18 protein-coding genes are annotated in these 18,321 nt (G+C 67.4%); 9 read left to right on the top strand and 9 right to left on the bottom strand.

The window, feature by feature from the left end; all coding sequences use genetic code 11:
* Positions 1–138 precede the first annotated feature (138 nt).
* From J6U32_RS23825 to J6U32_RS23815, 3 genes are all read right to left on the bottom strand, one after another.
* Positions 139–906, bottom strand: a complete 768-nt coding sequence (locus tag J6U32_RS23825) for a class I SAM-dependent methyltransferase (RefSeq protein ID WP_208792436.1) — start codon at positions 904–906, stop codon at positions 139–141.
* A gap of 23 nt (positions 907–929) precedes the next feature.
* Positions 930–2,072 carry a phosphoserine transaminase gene (gene serC, locus J6U32_RS23820; protein WP_208792435.1) on the bottom strand — a complete coding sequence of 381 codons (1,143 nt, stop codon included), beginning with the start codon at positions 2,070–2,072 and terminating at the stop codon, positions 930–932.
* Positions 2,073–2,161: 89 nt separating this feature from the next.
* Positions 2,162–2,746, bottom strand: coding sequence for a hypothetical protein (locus tag J6U32_RS23815; protein ID WP_208792434.1), 585 nt, complete (start codon positions 2,744–2,746; stop codon positions 2,162–2,164).
* Positions 2,747–2,848: 102 nt separating this feature from the next.
* Here J6U32_RS23815 and J6U32_RS23810 point away from each other — a divergent pair, with 102 nt between their 5' ends.
* From J6U32_RS23810 to J6U32_RS23800, 3 genes are read left to right on the top strand one after another with little or no spacing between them, the layout of a single operon-like run.
* Positions 2,849–3,499: a TetR/AcrR family transcriptional regulator gene (locus J6U32_RS23810; protein ID WP_208792433.1), complete on the top strand. Its 651-nt coding sequence runs from the start codon at positions 2,849–2,851 to the stop codon at positions 3,497–3,499.
* Complete coding sequence (locus J6U32_RS23805; protein ID WP_208792432.1) at positions 3,496–4,434, top strand: ABC transporter ATP-binding protein; 939 nt, start codon at positions 3,496–3,498, stop codon at positions 4,432–4,434. Before J6U32_RS23810 ends, J6U32_RS23805 begins: the two co-directional genes overlap by 4 nt.
* The gene (locus J6U32_RS23800; RefSeq protein WP_208792431.1) at positions 4,431–6,017 is read left to right on the top strand and encodes an ABC transporter permease; all 1,587 of its coding nucleotides are present in this window, start codon (positions 4,431–4,433) and stop codon (positions 6,015–6,017) included. Before J6U32_RS23805 ends, J6U32_RS23800 begins: the two co-directional genes overlap by 4 nt.
* Before the next feature lie 20 nt (positions 6,018–6,037).
* Here J6U32_RS23800 and J6U32_RS23795 read toward each other — a convergent pair whose 3' ends face one another.
* Both J6U32_RS23795 and J6U32_RS23790 read right to left on the bottom strand, forming a co-directional pair.
* Positions 6,038–6,283 carry a hypothetical protein gene (locus J6U32_RS23795; protein WP_006368223.1) on the bottom strand — a complete coding sequence of 82 codons (246 nt, stop codon included), beginning with the start codon at positions 6,281–6,283 and terminating at the stop codon, positions 6,038–6,040.
* 63 nt (positions 6,284–6,346) lie between these two features.
* On the bottom strand, positions 6,347–7,474 hold the full coding sequence (locus J6U32_RS23790; protein WP_006368225.1) for a citrate synthase 2: 1,128 nt from the start codon (positions 7,472–7,474) through the stop codon (positions 6,347–6,349).
* Positions 7,475–7,687: 213 nt separating this feature from the next.
* On the opposite strand from J6U32_RS23790, the gene pdxH reads away from it, so the two are divergent.
* From pdxH to J6U32_RS23770, 4 genes are read left to right on the top strand one after another with little or no spacing between them, the layout of a single operon-like run.
* A complete protein-coding gene (gene pdxH / locus J6U32_RS23785; RefSeq protein WP_208796301.1) occupies positions 7,688–8,383 on the top strand; it encodes a pyridoxamine 5'-phosphate oxidase in 696 nt (231 codons plus the stop codon).
* On the top strand, positions 8,380–9,009 hold the full coding sequence (locus J6U32_RS23780) for a PadR family transcriptional regulator (protein WP_208792430.1): 630 nt from the start codon (positions 8,380–8,382) through the stop codon (positions 9,007–9,009). The genes pdxH and J6U32_RS23780 overlap by 4 nt, the downstream gene beginning before the upstream one ends.
* Positions 9,010–9,018: 9 nt before the next feature.
* The gene (locus J6U32_RS23775; protein WP_208792429.1) at positions 9,019–10,287 is read left to right on the top strand and encodes an MFS transporter; all 1,269 of its coding nucleotides are present in this window, start codon (positions 9,019–9,021) and stop codon (positions 10,285–10,287) included.
* 46 nt (positions 10,288–10,333) lie between these two features.
* Positions 10,334–11,419, top strand: a complete 1,086-nt coding sequence (locus J6U32_RS23770) for an isopenicillin N synthase family dioxygenase (protein ID WP_208792428.1) — start codon at positions 10,334–10,336, stop codon at positions 11,417–11,419.
* Between the two features lie 590 nt (positions 11,420–12,009).
* Here J6U32_RS23770 and J6U32_RS23765 read toward each other — a convergent pair.
* Positions 12,010–13,107, bottom strand: coding sequence for an IS630 family transposase (locus J6U32_RS23765; RefSeq protein WP_208792427.1), 1,098 nt, complete (start codon positions 13,105–13,107; stop codon positions 12,010–12,012).
* A 138-nt stretch (positions 13,108–13,245) separates the two neighbouring features.
* Between J6U32_RS23765 and J6U32_RS23760 the strand changes: the two genes are divergently transcribed.
* Entirely contained in the window at positions 13,246–14,844 is a 1,599-nt protein-coding gene (locus J6U32_RS23760; protein WP_208792426.1) for an HNH endonuclease signature motif containing protein, read from the top strand.
* A 141-nt stretch (positions 14,845–14,985) separates the two neighbouring features.
* On the opposite strand, the gene J6U32_RS23755 is transcribed toward J6U32_RS23760, so the two are convergent.
* Positions 14,986–15,984, bottom strand: coding sequence for an oxygenase MpaB family protein (locus J6U32_RS23755; protein WP_208792425.1), 999 nt, complete (start codon positions 15,982–15,984; stop codon positions 14,986–14,988).
* A gap of 191 nt (positions 15,985–16,175) precedes the next feature.
* Between J6U32_RS23755 and J6U32_RS23750 the strand changes: the two genes are divergently transcribed.
* Positions 16,176–16,652, top strand: a complete 477-nt coding sequence (locus J6U32_RS23750; RefSeq protein ID WP_208792424.1) for a hypothetical protein — start codon at positions 16,176–16,178, stop codon at positions 16,650–16,652.
* 25 nt (positions 16,653–16,677) lie between these two features.
* Here J6U32_RS23750 and J6U32_RS23745 read toward each other — a convergent pair whose 3' ends face one another.
* Positions 16,678–17,550 carry a biotin-dependent carboxyltransferase family protein gene (locus tag J6U32_RS23745; protein ID WP_208792423.1) on the bottom strand — a complete coding sequence of 291 codons (873 nt, stop codon included), beginning with the start codon at positions 17,548–17,550 and terminating at the stop codon, positions 16,678–16,680.
* A complete protein-coding gene (locus J6U32_RS23740; RefSeq protein WP_208792422.1) occupies positions 17,547–18,212 on the bottom strand; it encodes a 5-oxoprolinase subunit B family protein in 666 nt (221 codons plus the stop codon). The genes J6U32_RS23745 and J6U32_RS23740 overlap by 4 nt, the downstream gene beginning before the upstream one ends.
* Positions 18,213–18,321 lie beyond the last annotated feature (109 nt).

Genomic DNA, 18,321 nt, shown 5'->3' with positions numbered 1-18,321 from the left:
CGCGGATCGGGCCGGACACGCGGGCCGGAGTCGCTCGGCGGTACGGCGGAAACGCGCAGTTCAGCCCGACAGTGGCGGACGTGACCCATGCGTCGGATGGGACGTATGTGCTCCAGCGTAGCGTGTGGGCCCGCTCGGTCAGGCTGCCGCGGGCACTCGGCACACGAGCGCCACGGTGCTGTTGCGCACGCGTACCCCGTCGGGACCGAGGAACTCGGTGAGGCGGGAACGCAACCGCGCCGCGGTGTCCGCATCGAGGGTGAGCTGGCGCGAATAGGTGAACGCCAGGTTCACGTAATCCTCGGTGCTCACGTGGGTCTCCACGGCGAATCGATCGATCGTCGGCGTGAGTCCGGCGCTCGTCAGCAACTCGTGCGCGCGGTCCTCGGCGCGCGATGCCTCCCGGGTGGTCGGCACCGCGTCCGCGCCGCACACCTCCCGGTAGATCTCGCGGATCCGTGCCTCCGAGGGCTCGACGGCCGCCGCGCGGTTCCACAGCAGGGCCAGGCGGCCGTCGGGGTTGAGCAGCGAGGGGATGCGGGCGAGTGCGACCTGCGGATCGACCCAGTGGAACGAGCGGGCGAAGACCACGAGATCGAAGGTGCGTCCGCGCGCGTCCCATTCCTCGAAGGTTGCCTCTTCGACGACGATGCCCTTCGCGCGGGCCTTCTCGGCCATCAGTGGGTCGGGTTCGACGGCGAGCACGTTCGCGCCGGCCGCGGCCATCGGCGCCGAGACCATGCCGGTGCCCGCGCCGACGTCGAGCACCGTCATGCCCGGGACGGGCAGGAGTCGCTCGATGACCTCAGGCGGGAACGGCGGCCGGTAGCGGTCGTAGGCGTCGGCGACCGGACCGAAGGATTCGGCTCGCCGGCGATCGAGATGACTGGGCTGGCTGGTGGTCACCTCATCGAGTATGCGCTTGTCGGTTACAGGCGCTCGACGATGTAGTCGATGCTCGCGGTGAGCTTGCTGACGTCGTCGGGGTCGATTGCCGGAAACATCCCGATTCGCAACTGGTTTCGGCCCAACTTGCGGTACGGCTCGGTGTCGACGACGCCGTTGGCGCGCAGGGTCTTGGCGACGGCGGCCGCATCGATCTCGTCGTCGAAGTCGATGGTGCCGACGACCTGGCTGCGCAGGGTCGGGTCGGTGACGAACGGCGTTGCGAATTCCGACTTCTCGGCCCAGGAGTACAGGCGCGAACTCGAATCGGCGGTGCGCGAGACGCACCAGTCCAAGCCGCCGTTGCCGAGCATCCACTGGATCTGGTTGTCCAGCAACAGCAATGTCGACAGCGCCGGGGTGTTGTAGGTCTGGTTCTTGCGACTGTTGTCGACCGCGGTCGGCAGCGACAGGAATTCCGGGCACCAGCGGTCGGTGCCGGCGATCTGCTCAATGCGCGAGAGGGCTGCCGGGCTCATCGCCGCGAGCCAGATGCCGCCGTCGGCGGCGAAGCACTTCTGCGGGGCGAAGTAGTAGATATCGGTTGCGGCGATGTCGACGGGCAGTCCGCCGGCGCCGGAGGTCGCGTCGATGGCGATCAGCGCGTCGTCGGCGCCGTCGGGGCGGGTGACCGGCACCGCGACACCCGTCGAGGTCTCGTTGTGGGCCCAGCCGATCAGGTCGACGCCACCGAAGTCGTCGGCGGTCAGCGCGGCCGGGTCGGGTGCGGTACCGGGATCGGTCGAGATCACCGCGGGGGAATCGAGGAACGGTGCCTTCTTGGCGACGGTGGCGAACTTCGACGAGAACTCACCGTAGGTCAGGTGCAGGGAGCGGCGCTTGATCAGGCCGAACGACGCGGCATCCCAGAAGGCGGTGGTGCCGCCGTTGGACAGCACGATCTCGTAGCCGTCGGGGAGGGCGAACAGCTGCGACAGTCCTTCGCGCACCGAGCCCACCACGTTCTTCACCGGGGCCTGACGGTGGCTGGTGCCGATCACCGAGGCGCCGATGTCGACGAGGGACTGCAACTGCTCCGGTCGCACCTTGGACGGTCCACAACCGAAACGTCCGTCGGCGGGCAGCAGGTCGGCGGGAAGGGTGATCGGGGTGGCGGCGTCGCTCATGGGCGCAATTCTAGGGCTGTGGCCCTCGCCACTACGGTCTGCCCCGTCCGTGACTCCTCATCGAAGACGCCCTGTGGTTCGCACTCGCGTCATCGGCGTGCGACGTCCAGGCCCGAACCCCAGCCCGGTGCGCGGCAATGTGCGGGGAGGCCGGGGACGTCGGTGTCGTCGGCCGCAAGGATGCCTGCCGTGACCAACAGCCAGGCCGCAACCGAGTTGGAATTCCACATCTCGGCAGTCCCCGGAGGCCGTCGCCCCCACGTGAGTGCCGGCACGTCGGCTACTGCCGCCACGATGAGCGCCGCGACGTCGTCGGCCACGGCGACAACATGGTCGGCGAGTGCAGAACCGAGATCGTCGATGACCCCGGAGCGCCAACACCGCACCTCGTAACGGAAGAGCGCCGAGCGCCCGAGTGATCGGAGTCCCACGGGACCGTTCACGACCACTCCGCGGTCCCCCGGGCCGTTGCCCCAGGCAGGTGCCTGTTCGACCACCCACCGCTCACCGTCATGATCGACGGTGAGCGCCGCGTGAACGAGTTGTCGGCGTGGACACCGATGCCGACGCGCGTACAGGAGCTCATAGAGCCTGCCAGACCGGGCGACGACCCGCCCGCCTGCACCCAGCGGGATCCAATGCACGGTGACGGCCACGGAGTCAGTGAACCGCATCTCGGCGGTGATCGCCCCGGTCCCCTGAGTCCTTGACGCGGTGCTGAACGCACGTTTAGTGTGCTGAACAAGCGTTTAGCGCCGGGTGGTGTTGACGGGGATGTGGACGATCGCACCACCCGCGCCCGTCTACGCGACACCGCGATCGAGGTATTCGCGCGGTCCGGCTTCGGGGCCCCGGTGCGTGCGATCGCCGAGGCCGCGGGAGTCAGTCCGGGTCTGGTGATCCACCATTTCGGGAGCAAGGACGCGTTGCGTCGCGAATGTGACGCCCACGTGCTGCGCCAGACCCGTGAGGCGAATCGGGAGAGCCTCGAGAGATCGCCGGGTGCACCGGCTTTCGCGTCGATCCTGGCCCAGATGGACACGCTCGAGGAGCAGGGGCCGCGCATGGTCTACCTCATCCGGAGCCTGCAGGCCGGGGGAGGGATGGCGCGCGAGCTGCTCGAACAGCTCGCCGCCGATGCCGAGGTCACCCTTCGGGCCGGCGTCGCCGATGGGACGATCAGACCCTCCCGCGACGAGGCGGCCCGAGCACGCTATCTCCTCGCCCAGTCCCTCGGCGCGCTGCTGGTCGACCTCGTGATGAATCCGCCGGAGGACTGGTCGGATGCCGGGGCGATCCTGCGTTCGCACACCGACCGGGTGGTGATCCCGGCGACCGAACTCGCGGTCCACGGTGTCATGGCCGACGACTCACTACTCGACGTCGTGCTGCGTCATCAGGACGACAAACCAGGAGGACGACGATGACCGATGCACCTGAGGGCCGAGTCGGCTCGCCCGACCCGGTGATCGATGTTGCCGGGCTGACAAAGCATTTCGGCTCCTTCCGGGTTCTCGACGGACTGGACCTGACGGTGCGCCCCGGTGAGGTTGCGGGTTTCCTCGGACCCAACGGCGCCGGGAAGTCGACAACCATCCGGGTGCTGCTCGGGCTTTACCGATACGAGGGCGGCACGGTGCGCGTCTTCGGCGCCGACCCGCACGCCGACGCCGTCGCGATCCATTCGCGTCTGGCCTACGTACCCGGGGATGTTAACCTCTGGCCGCAGCTGACCGGCGGCCAATGTATCGATCTGCTGTTGTCGCTGCGGGGTATCCGAGCCGAATCGGCATCTCGCCGAGCCGAACTCATCGATCGCTTCGACCTCGATCCGACGAAGAAGGCGTCCACCTACTCCAAGGGCAATCGACAGAAGGTGGCCCTGATCGCCGCGCTGGCCGCCGACACGGAGTTGCTCATCCTCGACGAGCCCACGTCGGGACTCGATCCGCTGATGACCCATCAGTTCACCGAATGCGTACGGGATTGTGCTGCACAGGGATCGGCGGTGCTGATGTCGAGTCACATTCTCGCCGAGGTCGAACAGCTCTGCGACACAGTGACGATCATCCGGGATGGCCGCACTGTCCAGTCCGGGGCGCTGCGCGAGTTGCGGCACCTGCGGCGCTCCCGGGTGACCGCGACCGTCGCCGGCGACTCCGCCGACCTGGCCGCGGTGGCCGGTGTCCACGACTTCGAGCAGCGCGCCGACGGCGAGGTCACCTTCACCGTCGATGACACCGGATTGGTGGCGGTGACAAGGGAACTGGCCGATCGTGACGTGCGTACGCTGGCGGTGACCCCGCCGAGCCTGGAGGAATTGTTCCTGCATGCCTACGGTGAACGTCTGGAAGCCCGGTGATCACCGGCTACCGGCTGCTGTTCGGGCTGGCGCTGCGGCGCGAATGGATACTGGCGCCGGTCACGGTGGTCATCTTCGTGTTGGTCAACCTGGCGACGGCGGCCTCGATCGCCTCGGCCTACGGAACGCCGGAGAAACGACGCATGCTGGCGGCCGGTCCGGGGGCCAACGCCGCCTTCCGTTTGCTGCTCGGCGACACCGTGCATATCCAGTCCGTCGCCTCGGCAACCGTCTGGCGCGCAGGACTTTTCATGATCGCCGCGCTCGGCGTGTGCACGGTGTTGATGGTGGTGCGCCAGACCCGCCGGGAGGAAGAGCTCGGTCGTGCCGAACTGATCCGGTCCGGGGTGGTCGGGCCGCTCGCGCCGACCGCGGCGGCGGCCAGTGTGGCGTCGCTGTTCGGGATCGTGGTGGCGGCGCCGATGTCGTTGATGCTCTTCGGTTTCGGCGCGGACGCCGCGTCGGTCGGCATCGTCTTCGCCCAGTACGCCGGCACCGCGCTCGCCGCGGTCGGCGTGGGACTGCTGACCGCGCAGGTGGCCGCGACCGGGCACATCGGCAATCTCGTCGGCGCCTCGGTCGTCCTCATCGGCTATCTGCTGCGCGGAATCCCGGACGCCACCGGCGACCTGCGGTGGCTGCGCTGGATCAGCCCGGTCGGCTGGGCGCAGGTGATGGACCCGTTCGGCGCCAACAATGTGTGGCCGCTGCTGGCGGACCTCGCGGTGCTGGCCTGCTGTGGTGCCGCTGCGGGCTGGGTGGCCGGCCATCGCGATTTCGGCGGCGGCCTCATCGCCCCGCGACCCGGCCCCGCGGGCACCGACCGGCTGCTGAACGTGGAGGCAATGGTCGCGCAGACCTCGACGCCGCTGCTTCGGTCATGGCTCGGTGGACTCGGTGTGTACGCGCTCGTCGTCGGTTTCTTGGGACCGTCGGTCAATCAACTGGCACAAGGGAATCAACTGGTCACCGACGTACTGTCGGCACGTCTGGGCGGCATCGCTCTGAGCACCGTGTTCGCGGTGACGATGACCTCGATCCTCGCCGTCGCGGCCGGCGCGTGGGCGGTCACCCTCGCCGAACGGATGCGCACCGAGGAGGCCTCGGGCCGCGCCGAAGCCGTGCTCGCGACCCCGACGGCGCGTGGTCGGTACTTCGTGGCCTACGCGCTCGTCGCCGGTGGCGGGCTGGTGGCGGCGATGGTCGTCACCGCGGTGTGCATCGTCGTCGGCAACGGCATCGCCGGCGGTGGTTGGGCCACGCCCGCCGCGCAGCAGGCGCAGATCGCCGCGGTCCAGCTTCCGGCGATGTTCGTCATCGGCGCACTGGTGGTGGCGCTCTATGCGGTGGCGCCCGTGCTGGTGCACCTGGGGTGGCCGGTGGTGGTCGTCGCCCTGCTCCTCGGTCCGCTGTCGGGGATGTTCAACCTGCCGCAGTGGGTCGACGACCTCTCGCCGTTCACCCACGTCCCGCTGGTTCCGGTGGAGCCGATGCGATGGCTGCCGGTGGTGGTGATGCTGTGCGTCGCCGGTGTGCTCGTGCTGGTCGGATGGTTCTCGTTCCGGCGTCGCGACATCGGCTGAGCAGCGTCAGCTTGGCGAAGTCAGCCCGCGAGGCCCTTGGCGGTGCCGACGGCGATGTCCTTGGCCTCGATCGCCTTGTCCTTGACCTCGATGCCCAGGCGCGCCACGACGGCGGCCTTGGCCGCGGGATCGAGCTCGTCGATCGTCTCCTCGATCTTCGCGGTGGCCGCGTCCACGAGGGTTTTCTCCCGCCTCAGGAACACCAGTAGCGCCACGATCAGCCCGAGGCCGACGATGATGAGAGCGATCTTCGCGTTCTTCGACATGTCGATGGGTCCTTTCCGTTCGAGTGGTCACGACGATCGCGGCCACGCGACCCAGTCTGCCCGTCAGAGGCCGGGTTTGACCACGTCACCCCAGCCTTCGACGTCCTCGGGCCGCCGCGGTGCGGCGCCGGTGTAGAGCGCGGCCGGGCGGACGAGTTTGCCGAGCTGCTTCTGCTCGAGGATGTGTGCGCACCAGCCCGCGGTCCGGCCGCAGGTGAACATGGCGGGCATCATGTGCGTGGGTACCTCGGCGTAGTCGAGGATGACCGCCGCCCAGAACTCGACGTTGGTCTCGATCGCGCGGTCCGGGCGGCGTTCGCGCAGTTCGGTGAGTGCGGCCTGCTCCAGTGCCGCGGCCACCTCGTAGCGGGGCACCCCGAGTTGTTGGGCGGTGCGGCGCAGGACGCGGGCTCGCGGGTCCTCGGCGCGATAGACCCGGTGACCGAACCCCATCAGCTTCTCCTTGCGGTCGAGGATGCCCTTGACCAGCGCCCGTGCGTCGCCGGTGCGCTCGACCTCCTCGATCATCGGCAGCACCCGTGCCGGTGCGCCACCGTGCAGCGGTCCCGACATCGCGCCGATCGCCCCGGACAGCGCCGCTGCCACATCGGCTCCGGTACTGGCGATCACCCGGGCGGTGAACGTCGATGCGTTGAGTCCGTGTTCGGCCGCTCCGACCCAGTAGGCGTCGATCGCGGCGATGTGCTTCGGGTCCGGATCACCCTTCCACCGGGTCATGAATCGTGCTGTGACGGTGTCACATTCGTCGATGATGCGCTGGGGCACGGCCGGTTGGTGAATGCCGCGCGCCGACTGCGCGACGTAGGACAGCGCCATCACCGACGCGCGCGCCAGGTTCGCGCGGGCGGTGGCGTCGTCGATGTCGAGCAGCGGCCGGTAGCCCCAGATCGGGGCGAGCATCGCCAGCGCCGCCTGCACGTCGACGCGGACGTCACCGGTGTGGATGGGCAGCGGGAAGGGTTCCGCGGGTGGCAGACCGTCGCCGAACCGACCGTCGACGAGCAGCGCCCACACGTCGGCGAAGGTGACCTTGTTCTCGACGAGATCCTCGATGTCGACTCCGCGGTAGCGCAGGTTGCCGCCGTTCTTGTCCGGCTCGGCGATCTCGGTGGTGAAGGCGACGACGCCCTCGAGGCCGGGGACGAAGTCGTCGGGGATCTTGTTCGTCATGTCTGCGACCACCTTCTGTTCCGCACGGCGCTGTGCCAGGGATGCCGGGCTGGGGCATCCTCTGTGTGCACTGTAGGACAGACCGCAGGCGCCGTCATACCGGGGAGTAACCGGCCCGCCACGCTGGTCACGGTGCCCGCCCGGAGTAGCGTCAGGACGGTGAGCGAATCCATCGACGGTGCGCCCCGGCGACCCGGAATCGACCTGCCCAACATGCGTGTCGGGTACGGCGGCGGCATCCCGCCCAACGTCGGCGACGGAGATCGCGCGGCCGGGGCCGACGGGGTGCGCGACAACCTCGATCCGAGCTGGCTGCGCGAAGATCCGCCGTGGCTCGACCTGTTCGAGGTGTGGTTGCACGAGGCCCTCGACGCGCGGATACCCGAGCCGAATGCGATGGTCCTCGGCACCGTCGACGCCCATGGGTTGCCGGCCACGCGGACCGTGCTGTGCAAGGGCGCCGACGCCGCGGGAATCGTGTTCTTCACCGGCTACGATTCCGACAAGGGCCGTGACCTGGCCGCCAATCCCGTTGCGTCGGTGACCTTCCCGTGGATCGCACTGGAGCGCCAGGTGCACTTCCGGGGCGCGGTGGTCCGAGTGAGTCCCGAAGAGACGCAAGACTATTGGTCCAAGCGGCCGCGGGGTTCGCAGCTCTCCGCGCTCGCCTCCGAGCAGTCCCGTCCCATCGGCAGCCGGGCCGAGCTGGAGGCGAAGGCGGCCGACGTCGCGGCGCGATGTGGCGGCGTCGATGGCGACACCCCGGTCCCGGTGCCCCCGCAGTGGGGCGGCTATCGCCTGGAGCCCGCGTGCGTCGAATTCTGGCAGGGCCGCGCGAACCGGCTGCACAACCGGATACGTCTGACGATGGCCGACGGGGTCTGGGAAGTCTTGCGGCTGCAGCCGTGAGCCTGCGACACGCACTGCTGGCCCTGCTCAGCGCCGGGCCCGCGACCGGATATGACGCCGCGAAGCGGTTCAGCGGTTCGGTCGGCCACGTGTGGTCGGCGCCGGACTCGCAGATCTATCCCGAACTCAAGCGGATGCAAGGTGACGGACTCGTGGAGAGCAGCGCCGTCCGCTGGGGTCCGCGCAGTACCAAGACTCAATACACGATCACCGAAGTCGGACTCGAGGAGTTGATCGACTGGGCCGGCAGGGCGCTGCCGTACACGCCGCCGCGCGACACCCATCACCTGCAGGCCGCCTACCTCGAATGGACCGATACCGCTGGCGCGCGGCGATTCTTCGAGGACCACATCGACCATCACGCCGAGCAGCGGCAACTGCTGCTCGCGGTCCACGCGGGAATCGTCGCGCGCACCGATCCGATGATCATGCGCAGGCTCTCGCGATTTCCCGACTCCGACCATGAGCGGATCGTGGCCTTCAAGGCGCATACCTATGCCGGGATGGTCGCCCGGAGCGAGGCGGAGATCGCCTGGGCACGCGAGGGTCTGGCGATGCTCGACACCCTGGCCGCCGAGGGCGGAGTCGTCGGGGGAGCGGCCGGGGGACATTCTTCTATCCCCTAAGCTGTTTCGGTGCGTCGTCTCCTGGCCGACACCCGGCCGCTGTCCAATCGCTACTTCCGGAGACTGTGGTGGGCCAACATCGTCACGGTCATCGGCGCGCAGCTCACCGTGGTGGCGGTGCCTGCGCAGATCTACGAGATCACCGGCAGCTCAGCCTATGTCGGACTCACCGGAGTTTTCGGTTTGGTTCCTTTGGTCGTATTCGGCCTCTGGGGCGGGGCGCTTGCCGACGTCATGGATCGCCGGCTCATCCTGGTTGTCACCACTGTCGGACTCATCGGCACCAGTGCGCTGTTCTGGGTGCAGTCGGCGATGGGCTGGAACAACGTCTGGATCATCCTGTCGCTCTTCACCGTTCAGCAGGCCTTTTTTGCGGTCAACCAGCCGACGCGAACCGCGGTGCTTCCGCGGCTGTTGCCCGCGTCCGAACTGCCGGCGGCGTTGTCGCTGAACATGACGGTGATGCAGGCGGGCGCGATCGCCGGGCCGCTCGTCGGTGGCGCGTTGATCCCGGTGCTGGGGTATTCGGTGCTGTACCTGATCGACACGATCTTCCTGTTCGCCACACTGTGGGCGGTGATCCTGCTGCCTGCGCTGCGTCCGGAGAGCGAGCATGCGCCGAAGGTCGCGGGATTGCGGTCGGTGATCGACGGGTTGACCTACCTCGCCCGCCACAAGGTGCTGATGGCATCCTTCCTCGTCGATCTGATCGCGATGATCTTCGGTATGCCGCGGGCGCTGTTCCCGCAGATGGCGCACGAGAATTTCGGTGGGCCGTCCGGCGGTGGCCTCGCCTTTGCGCTGTTGTTCGTCGCGATCTCGGCGGGCGCCGTCGTCGGCGGGGTGTTCTCCGGGTGGGTCAGTCGTGTTCAGCGTCAAGGACTCGCGGTGATCATGTGCATCCTCATCTGGGGTGTGGCGATCGCGCTGTCGGGTGTGGCGGTGGGGTTCGCCGGCGGGTCGGCGCTGCCGTGGCTGCCGGTCGTCCTGGTGCTGTTGATGATCGGTGGCGCCGCAGACATGGCGTCGGCGGCCTTCCGCCAGTCGATCCTGCTGGCCGCGGCCAACGACGAGGTGCGTGGGCGACTGCAGGGGGTGTTCATCGTGGTGGTTGCCGGTGGTCCGCGTATCGCCGACGTTGCGCACGGTTCGGCGGCTGCGGTCGTCGGCGTCGCGGCGACCACGGCGTTCGGCGGAGCGGCCGTGGTGGTGCTGACCATCGTTGCCGCACTGTTCATTCCGGCTTTCGTCCGCTACCGCGTCGGGCAACACGCCTGACCGCGGCCCTCGCGCTGATCAGCGGATCTTCTCGATCGGTGTCACCATGGTGGCCATGACTGCGACCGTCGACGAGTCAGTGGACTCCTTCCGCGTTCCGATCATCGACATCTCTGCCTACGTCGACGGAGGTAGCGCCGCCGACCGCGCGGTGGTCGCGGCACAGATCGACGACGCGGCGAGTTCGGTCGGATTCATGCAAATCGTCGGCCACCAGATCCCGTCCGCGGTGATCGAGGAGTTCACCGCCGTCATGGACGATTTCTTCGCGTTGCCGCTCGACGAGAAGAAGGCCTACCGGACGCCGCCGGAGATCAACCGTGGATATGCGCCTCCGAAATCCGAGTCGCTCTCGCTGAGTCTCGGCGTGGAGTCGGCGGGGCGGATGAATGATTTCTTCGAGGCATTCAACGTGGGCGTCGAGGCGAAGCAGTATCCCGGACTCGAGCTGCCCGCTGATCACTACGCCGACAACACCTGGCCCGCGGTCAGTCATTTCCAGGCTGCGGTGTCGACCTATTTCGTCGAGGCGCGCCGCGTCGCACACGTGCTGACGCGCATCTTCGCCGATGCCCTCGACCTCCCGCCGGACTTCTTCGACGGCTACACCGACCATTCCCTCGACGTGCTGCGGATGAACAACTATGCGCTGCCGCCCGGCGAGATCGAACTCGACGGTGAATTGACCGGCATGGGCGAGCACACCGACTACGGCATCGTGACCGTGCTTTGGGCAGATCAGGTGCGCGGGTTACAGGTGCTCGACCACCATGGGGTGTGGCACGACGTCGCCCCGACCGACGGTGCGCTCCTCATCAACCTCGGTGACCTGATGGCGCGCTGGACCAACGAACGCTGGATGTCGACACTGCATCGCGTCAAGCCGCCCATCGTCGACGGCACCATCGAGCGCCGCAGATCTGCCGCCTATTTCCACGACGGCAACATCGACGCCACCATCTCCACACTGCCCTCCTGCGTGGGTGCCGGCAGCCGCTACTCGCCGATCACCGTCGGCGAGCACATCGGTGCCAAACTCGCGGGTTCGCGTGCCGGACAAGCCAATCCGTACGCAAAGCGTGAGGCCGCCCGCGTCCAGCGCGCAATGCAGCGAGGCCTCGGCCAGCAGTAGCGTCCCGGGTAGACTCCTCTGCTCGATGGCCGTAGGCTTCCTTCCCTCCGCTGGTCCCCGCCCGGTGGTCGAGGTGCGAGCCGCGTGCGGCGAGCCTCGAGACTGCTTGTGCCGGTGCTGTTTCCGGCTTGGCGGGTGGTGCGGATACCTGTCGGTGGGCGTGGTCTCGAGGCCTCGTCCACCGGATGGAAACGTACGGAGTAGAACGACGGCGCATTCCCTGACCGACGGTCGACCCTTCCCCCGGTGGTCGAGCGCTTCCACCTTCCGACGCTCGTTCTGTCCCCCCGATGGTCGAGGTGCGAGCCGCGTGCGGCGAGCCTCGAGACCGCTTGCGCCGGTGCTGGTTCGGTTCGGCGGGTGGTGCGGATACTGATCGGCGGAAGGGGTCTCGAGGCCTCGTCGCTGGCGCTCCTCGGCACCTCGACCATCGGAACGGATCTCCCGATGCTCGACCGTTCCTTCCCCCGGTGGTCGAGGTGCGAGCCGCGTGCGGCGAGCCTCGAGACCCTGGTGAGATGACAAGTATCGCAACCACATCGGCGCCCACTCGACGAGTGGAAAGATGGTTGTCCACAGATTTCCCCGGTCTAGTGGCGCGAGTTTGAAGTTGTTGGACGGTTGGCTTTTTCCAGGATCTGTTCGGCAGTTTTGGTCCAGACGAATGGGTGAGCTCTGGGGTTCCACCCGTCGATGAACGCGCGGATTTTGGTGTTGAGGTCTTTGACGGAGGTGAACACTCCACGGCGAATCGCTTGGCGTTCAATGATGCCGAACCAGACCTCGACGAGGTTCATCCAGGAGGCGTGTGTTGGGGTGAAATGCACGATGACCCGAGGATGTTCGGCAAGCCATTTCTTCACGTTGGCATGTTTGTGAGCTGCATAGTTGTCCATCACCAGGTGTAAGTCGACCGGAGTACCGGTGTCATCGACGGTGTCGCGGTAGGCCCGTTCGACCTGCTTGAGGAAAGCCAGGAACTCTTGGTGGCGATGCTTGGGCTTGAGTGCGGCGGTGACTTTCCCGGTCGCGATATCCAGGGCGGCGAACAAGGTGGTGGTGCCGTGCCGGTAGTAGTCATAGGAGCGGCGTTCGACCTTGCCCGGTTGCATCGGCAGGACCGGCACCGTCCGATCCAACGCTTGAATCTGGGACTTCTCGTCAACGCAGAGCACGATCGCGTTCTCCGGCGGATTCAAGTACAAGCCGCAAATGTCGGTGACCTTGCCCACCAACTCCGGGTCGGTGGAGAACCGAAACGACTCGGCCTTGAACGGTTTGATCCCATACGCTCGCCACGCTCGGGCGACCGAGGCGTCGGAGATTTTCAGCTTCTTCGCCAGCAGCCGAGTCGACCAGTGCGTCACCCCAAGGCTTTTCGGCGGTGGCGTGAGCGTGGCGACGATGATCGCATCCCTATCGAGCCGCCGCGGCCGCCCAGAGCGAGCACGATCAGTCAGACCGGCCAGACCGCGCTCAAGGTAGCGTTCGCGCCACGCAATCACCGTCGTCGGCGACGCGTCTACCAACTCCGCGATCCGCCGATTCGCCACACCATCAGCAGCAAGCAGCATCATCCGCGCCCGCTTCGCCGCCGACGCCTGCACCGAGCCCGACCGAGTCCACGACTCCAGCACCTCACGATCACCATCACCCAACATCAACGCCGCAGCCGGACGATTCGCCATACCCCATTATCGCAGCAAACCAACCGTTCAAGCAGTTACGACGCGCGACACTAGCAATGTCGGGCCGGTTTTGTCGGTACCCCTTCGTACACTTGTGCCCATAGGTTGGATCACCGATCGCGGGAGGGGAGGTTTCGGGTGTCGACGACGTTGACGTTCACCGATCCGGATGCCGATGCTGCCGCGATCACAGCCATGCCGCGGGATGAGCTCACCGAGACCGGCCCTGACCTGCTCCGCCAGTCCCGCAAGTACGAGGCCCGGACGGTGCTGGCTGCTGCCGCGTTGGCGGAGCGGGTGTTTCGTGAGCATCTCGCCGGTCGACCCGAGACCGGTGTGTGGGGTTCGGTGGTCGAGCACGCCGAGAGACTCGGCCGGGCTGAGGTGTCGCTGCAATTCAAGGTCTCCCGTAGCAAAGCCGGGAGCTGGATAGCGTTGGCGGATCTGTTGGACAAGTTCCCCCTGATCCGTGCCGCCTACCTGAACGGGGAACTGTCCACGAATCGGGCTTCGATCATGGCGCGCGCCGCCCAACGCGGCGGAGACATCGACACCGACACCGACAGCGACAGCGACAGCACCGACGGTGACGAGTCCGGTGACAACGAGGAGATGACGTTCGAGGAGATCGTCCTGGACTTCGGGTCTCGGGCGACGACCGATCCGGTGCTGTCGCAACAACTCGACGCTGCGTTGATTTCGATGAACCCCGACAGTGTCATCGAGGACCGCGACACCCTCACCGACCTGGTCGGCAACGTCACCATCACCCCCGATGTCGCGGGACACTCCGCCCTCGACGCGGTCGTCCCTGCCCATTACGGGGTGTTCCTCACCACCCAGATCAACGCCCTCCTCGATGAACGCACCTGCCGCAAAGACCCGCGTCGCGTGGGGTCGCTGCGGGTGATCGCCCTCGGGGAGATCACCGGCGTGCCCGGCGCCCGGCTCGACTGCGAATGTGGACAAGATGATTGCCCGAAACGAGGTGGCGGCACCGACAGCAACGGGTCGGCGGAGACACCCGCTGACGCCGACGACGCGGCAGCGTGGGACGACCTGCTACCCGAACCTGCCGACGCGGACGCTCCCGAAGTCGAGTTGGTGGAGCCGGTCGCCGAACCCGACGTCCCCGACCCGATGAACCCACCGACGCCGGATGAGGTTCCGGTGGCGTTCGGACGTGCCCTGGTCGCACCTGTGTTGACGGTGTTGACGGTGGTCACTGACCCCGACGGTGTGCTGGTGCCCCGGTTGCAGGGTTACGGGCCCATCGACCCCGACTACGCCACCACCCTCGCCGACGTAGCGAAAACCATCCACTACCCCGAATCCGTGCGTACTGCTGGGCCGTTGATCCCGCAGATCGCCGACCGCGCACAGGCCCCACCGGCGGATCCGACCGGGCACGGTGGTCACACCGTGCCACCCCCTGGGGCATTGACGTATGCACCCAGCGCAAAGTTGCGTTCTGAGGTGTTGGCGAACGATGTGTGGTGCCGGTTTCCGTTCTGCGGGATGCCGTCACACCTGTGCGACCTCGACCACTGGCAACCCTTCAACCACACCGACCCCGAGGCCGGAGGCTGGACGGTGCTCGGTGACCTCATCCCGCTGTGCCGGGCCGATCACCAACGCAAGCATCTCGCCGAGTGGGTGCCGACGCTCTTTCTGGATCGGCGGGTGCAGTGGCGGAGCCGACGGACGGGGCAGGTGATTGTTACCTATCCGCGGTGACGGGGTTTTGCTGTGGGGTGGAACCAGCTGTGGTGCAAGAGGTCTCGAGGCTCGGCGCACGCGCCTCGCACCTCGACCATCGGGGGGAAAGTCCTCGACCATCGGGGGGGTGAACCTCGACCATCGGGAGAAGGGCGTCGGTCAGAGTGATGCGTGGACGTGCGTTGGATAGTCGGCGGTGCGGGCGGCATGCACGGGGCAGTAGTGGATCGGGTTGTCGCGCTCGGCTTCTGGCGGCAGGTTGCGGGCGGGCGTCTCCACCAGGGGTGCGGAGTGCGGTACGCGTCCGCGGACGCGGTCCCATGCGTCACGCGGGCGGGGATGCCGGAGATAGCGTTTCGGCGTGATCCGGTGCATGACGAGGTTGATCACCTTGCCCAGCAACCGGAATCGGCGTTCGTCGGTCTCGCTCCACGGCAGATTCATCATCTCTCGGATGGGCTCGTCGTAGAAGCCGGTGGTCAGCCACACGAAGAAGCGCGCGTTCCGCGGTGCGATGTGACGACGCCACAAGCCCTCCGGGATGAACGACAGAATCGGCGGGGGTGGCAGCGAGCCGATGTCGAGGACGGTGCGTACCGACTCGTGATCGCGGAGTACATTGCGGCACATGTGGTCCCAGTACTCGAGGAAGTCCTCGTAGGTCTCGGGAACCGGTCGCATCGACACGCCGTACTGCGCGTACCAGACCTTGGACTCCTCGAACAACTGGCGTTTCTGGGCTTCGGTGAGCCAGGGTCCGAGTCGCTCGCAGAGCCGAACGTTGCCGTACCAGAAGGTGGCGTGCGCCCAGTAGAAAACGTCGGGATCGAGTGCGTGATAACGCGATCCGTCCGGCATCGTGCCCTTGATGGTGCGGTGATAGTCGCGCACCTCATGGCCGGTCGCCGCCGCACCATCGGTGGCCACCGGATCGAAGACGACGCCGCTGATCGGATACAACGACCGCAGCAGACGCTGCCATCGCTCTCCGAAGAAGTCCGAGTGATCCCAGACGGCCTGCCCCAACTTGGGATGCATGTTCTGCATCGATCCCGCCCACAGGCCCTGGAACATGCCGGTCCACGTCCCCCAGATCTGCCAGGTCAACGAGTCCGGGCCAAGCACTGCGGTGTCGGGTGGGGACGCAACCTGGGTCATGAGACGAAAGACTAGAAGCGTCTCACGCCGGAGTCAAGGCTCCCCCGATCGGGGGAGGCATGGTTCCTCCGGTGAATCCGCTGGTCAGGTGAAGAGGCGAACCGCTCGTCGACGGCAGAGTCATGGGTGTCAGAAACACCACGGACCGCCGGCCACACACCCGGCGGGCCACGGACGCAAGGGAGACCCCCATGAACACGATCACCACAGCCCGCCGCTTCCGTAACCGCGCACTCATCGGCCTCGCCGGCCTCGGGGTCGGCACCGGACTGGTGCTCGGCGGAGCGGGTCTGGCCACCGCCGGCACCGTGCCGATCACCCATCCCGGTGAGCCGACCGTGGCCATGACGATCACCAACCACACCAACCGCACCGAGTTCCTGCAGGGTGCCACTCCCGGAGCGGGGCAGTGGGTGCAGTCCCCGCGGGCGCAGCAGGCTCCCGCCGCCACCGAGATCATCGTCTCCAACGCACCGCACAGCTCATCGGAGAACGTCATGGTCGCCTACCGGATCGGCGCATTCGGCCCCAAGGCGGTCTACAGCATCGAGAACGCCAGGGGTGCAGTCAATCTGAATGCCACCGGAACCACCAGCGGCAACTACTGGATCAACGCACACATCGACACCGGCTACCCGACCGTCAACGTCGGCTACGACCTGTGGTGACCGATGCGGGCTGGTCGCCGGCAGCTCACCGAGAGCGGAAACGCACCCGGTTGCCGGCGACCAGCTGAGCCGCTCGCGCGAGCGCCCCAGCGGTGAGTACCGCCACCACCGGATAGCCGCCGGTCACCGGATGATCGGCGAGAAACAGCACCGGCTGCCCATTGGGTGGGACCTGAACCGCCCCGTGGGCAACGCCTTCCGACGCGAGTTCGCCGACATCGGCACGATGGTGCAACAACGGATGATCCGACCCGTCAGGCCGTCCCAACCGCACCCCGACCCGGTCGGCGTCGGCGCTCACCACCCACTCGCCGACCATCAGATCCCCGACCCGGTGCAGGTGCCCGGAACGCGGACCTGCGCTCACATCGAGTTCGGCGACCGGCGGTGGTGTTGCCTCGACCGGCGCATGCGTCACCGCAGGCCATGGCCCGCTCTCGACGCCGACCTCGAGTAGATCACCTGCCGACAACGGCGGCGGCCCAAGCCCCGACAACGTGTCGGTGGATCGCGAACCGAGGACCGCGCCGACGTCGATTCCACCCCGCACCGCAACGTAGTTGCGACAACCCGATGTTGGCGCCGACACGGCCAGTTCCGAGCCCGCGGTCACGGTGGCGGTCACACCGAGGCCGACCGGCACATCGTCGACGAGTACCTGCGCACCCGCCCCGGTCACCGCGATCAGCAGCCCGCGCAGCGCCCGAATCCGTATCCCGCCCAACGTCGCTTCGATGACGGCCGCTGATTCCCGGTTTCCGACAAGACGATTGGCGAGTGTCATCGACACCAGGTCGGCGGCACCCGACCGAGGCACACCGAGATGGGCCAGCCCGGGCCGACCCAGATCCTGGATCGTCGCAAACGGGCCGGGGTGGATCACCTCGATCGCGCTCACCGTGACTCTCCGGCGTCACTGCGGGCGGCGTCGACGAATCGCACCAGCGTGCCCGGAGCCAGCAACGACGGCGGATTCGCTGTTTCGTCCCACAGCTGGATACCGGTGCGGCCCAAGAGATGCCATCCACCGGGGCTCGTCCGCGGATAGATCGCACTGTATCCGGCAGCGACGGCCACCGCGCCGGCGGGCACCCGGGTGCGCGGCTGCGCGCGCCGGCCGATCCGGAGAAGCGGGTTGTCGGCATCCTCGGGGACGAGGTAGCCGAATCCCGGTGCGAAACCCATGAACTGGACGCGCCACCTCGTCGCGGTGTGCGCGGCGACCACATCGCCAACCCCGCACCCCAGGGTGGTGGCGACCGCGTCGAGATCGGCGCCGTCGTAATGCACTTCGATCGTCACCTCGTCGTCGGTGTCCGGCGTCGTGTCGTCGTCGGTGACCGCACCGCGCAACACCCGGTGGATGCCCAAGGAGTCCGCGCCGACGCCGAGCTCGAACTGGACGAGGACAGTCGATGCGCTGGGCACGATCTCGGTGACGCCGAGCAGGTCGCCCGCCTCGCTCGCCGCGCGCAGTGCCCGCTGCGCCCGGCGCACCGCGACCGGGTCGTCACCGAAGTCGAGGAGCACCGCATCGCGTCCCGCGGGCAACTCGTTCATATCCGTCGAATCTACCCGCCCACTGATGTTTTGGTCTCGTCGTCGTTTCGCCCATAGCCGACATCGACGCCACCGGCGATGGCAGACTGATGCCGTGAAGACGGGATGG

Origin of the sequence: Gordonia polyisoprenivorans (genome assembly GCF_017654315.1) — a bacterium.
Lineage (GTDB): Bacteria > Actinomycetota > Actinomycetes > Mycobacteriales > Mycobacteriaceae > Gordonia > Gordonia polyisoprenivorans_A.
Note: the sequence above shows the minus strand (reverse complement) of the source record. Positions and strands in the feature narration are given on the sequence as shown.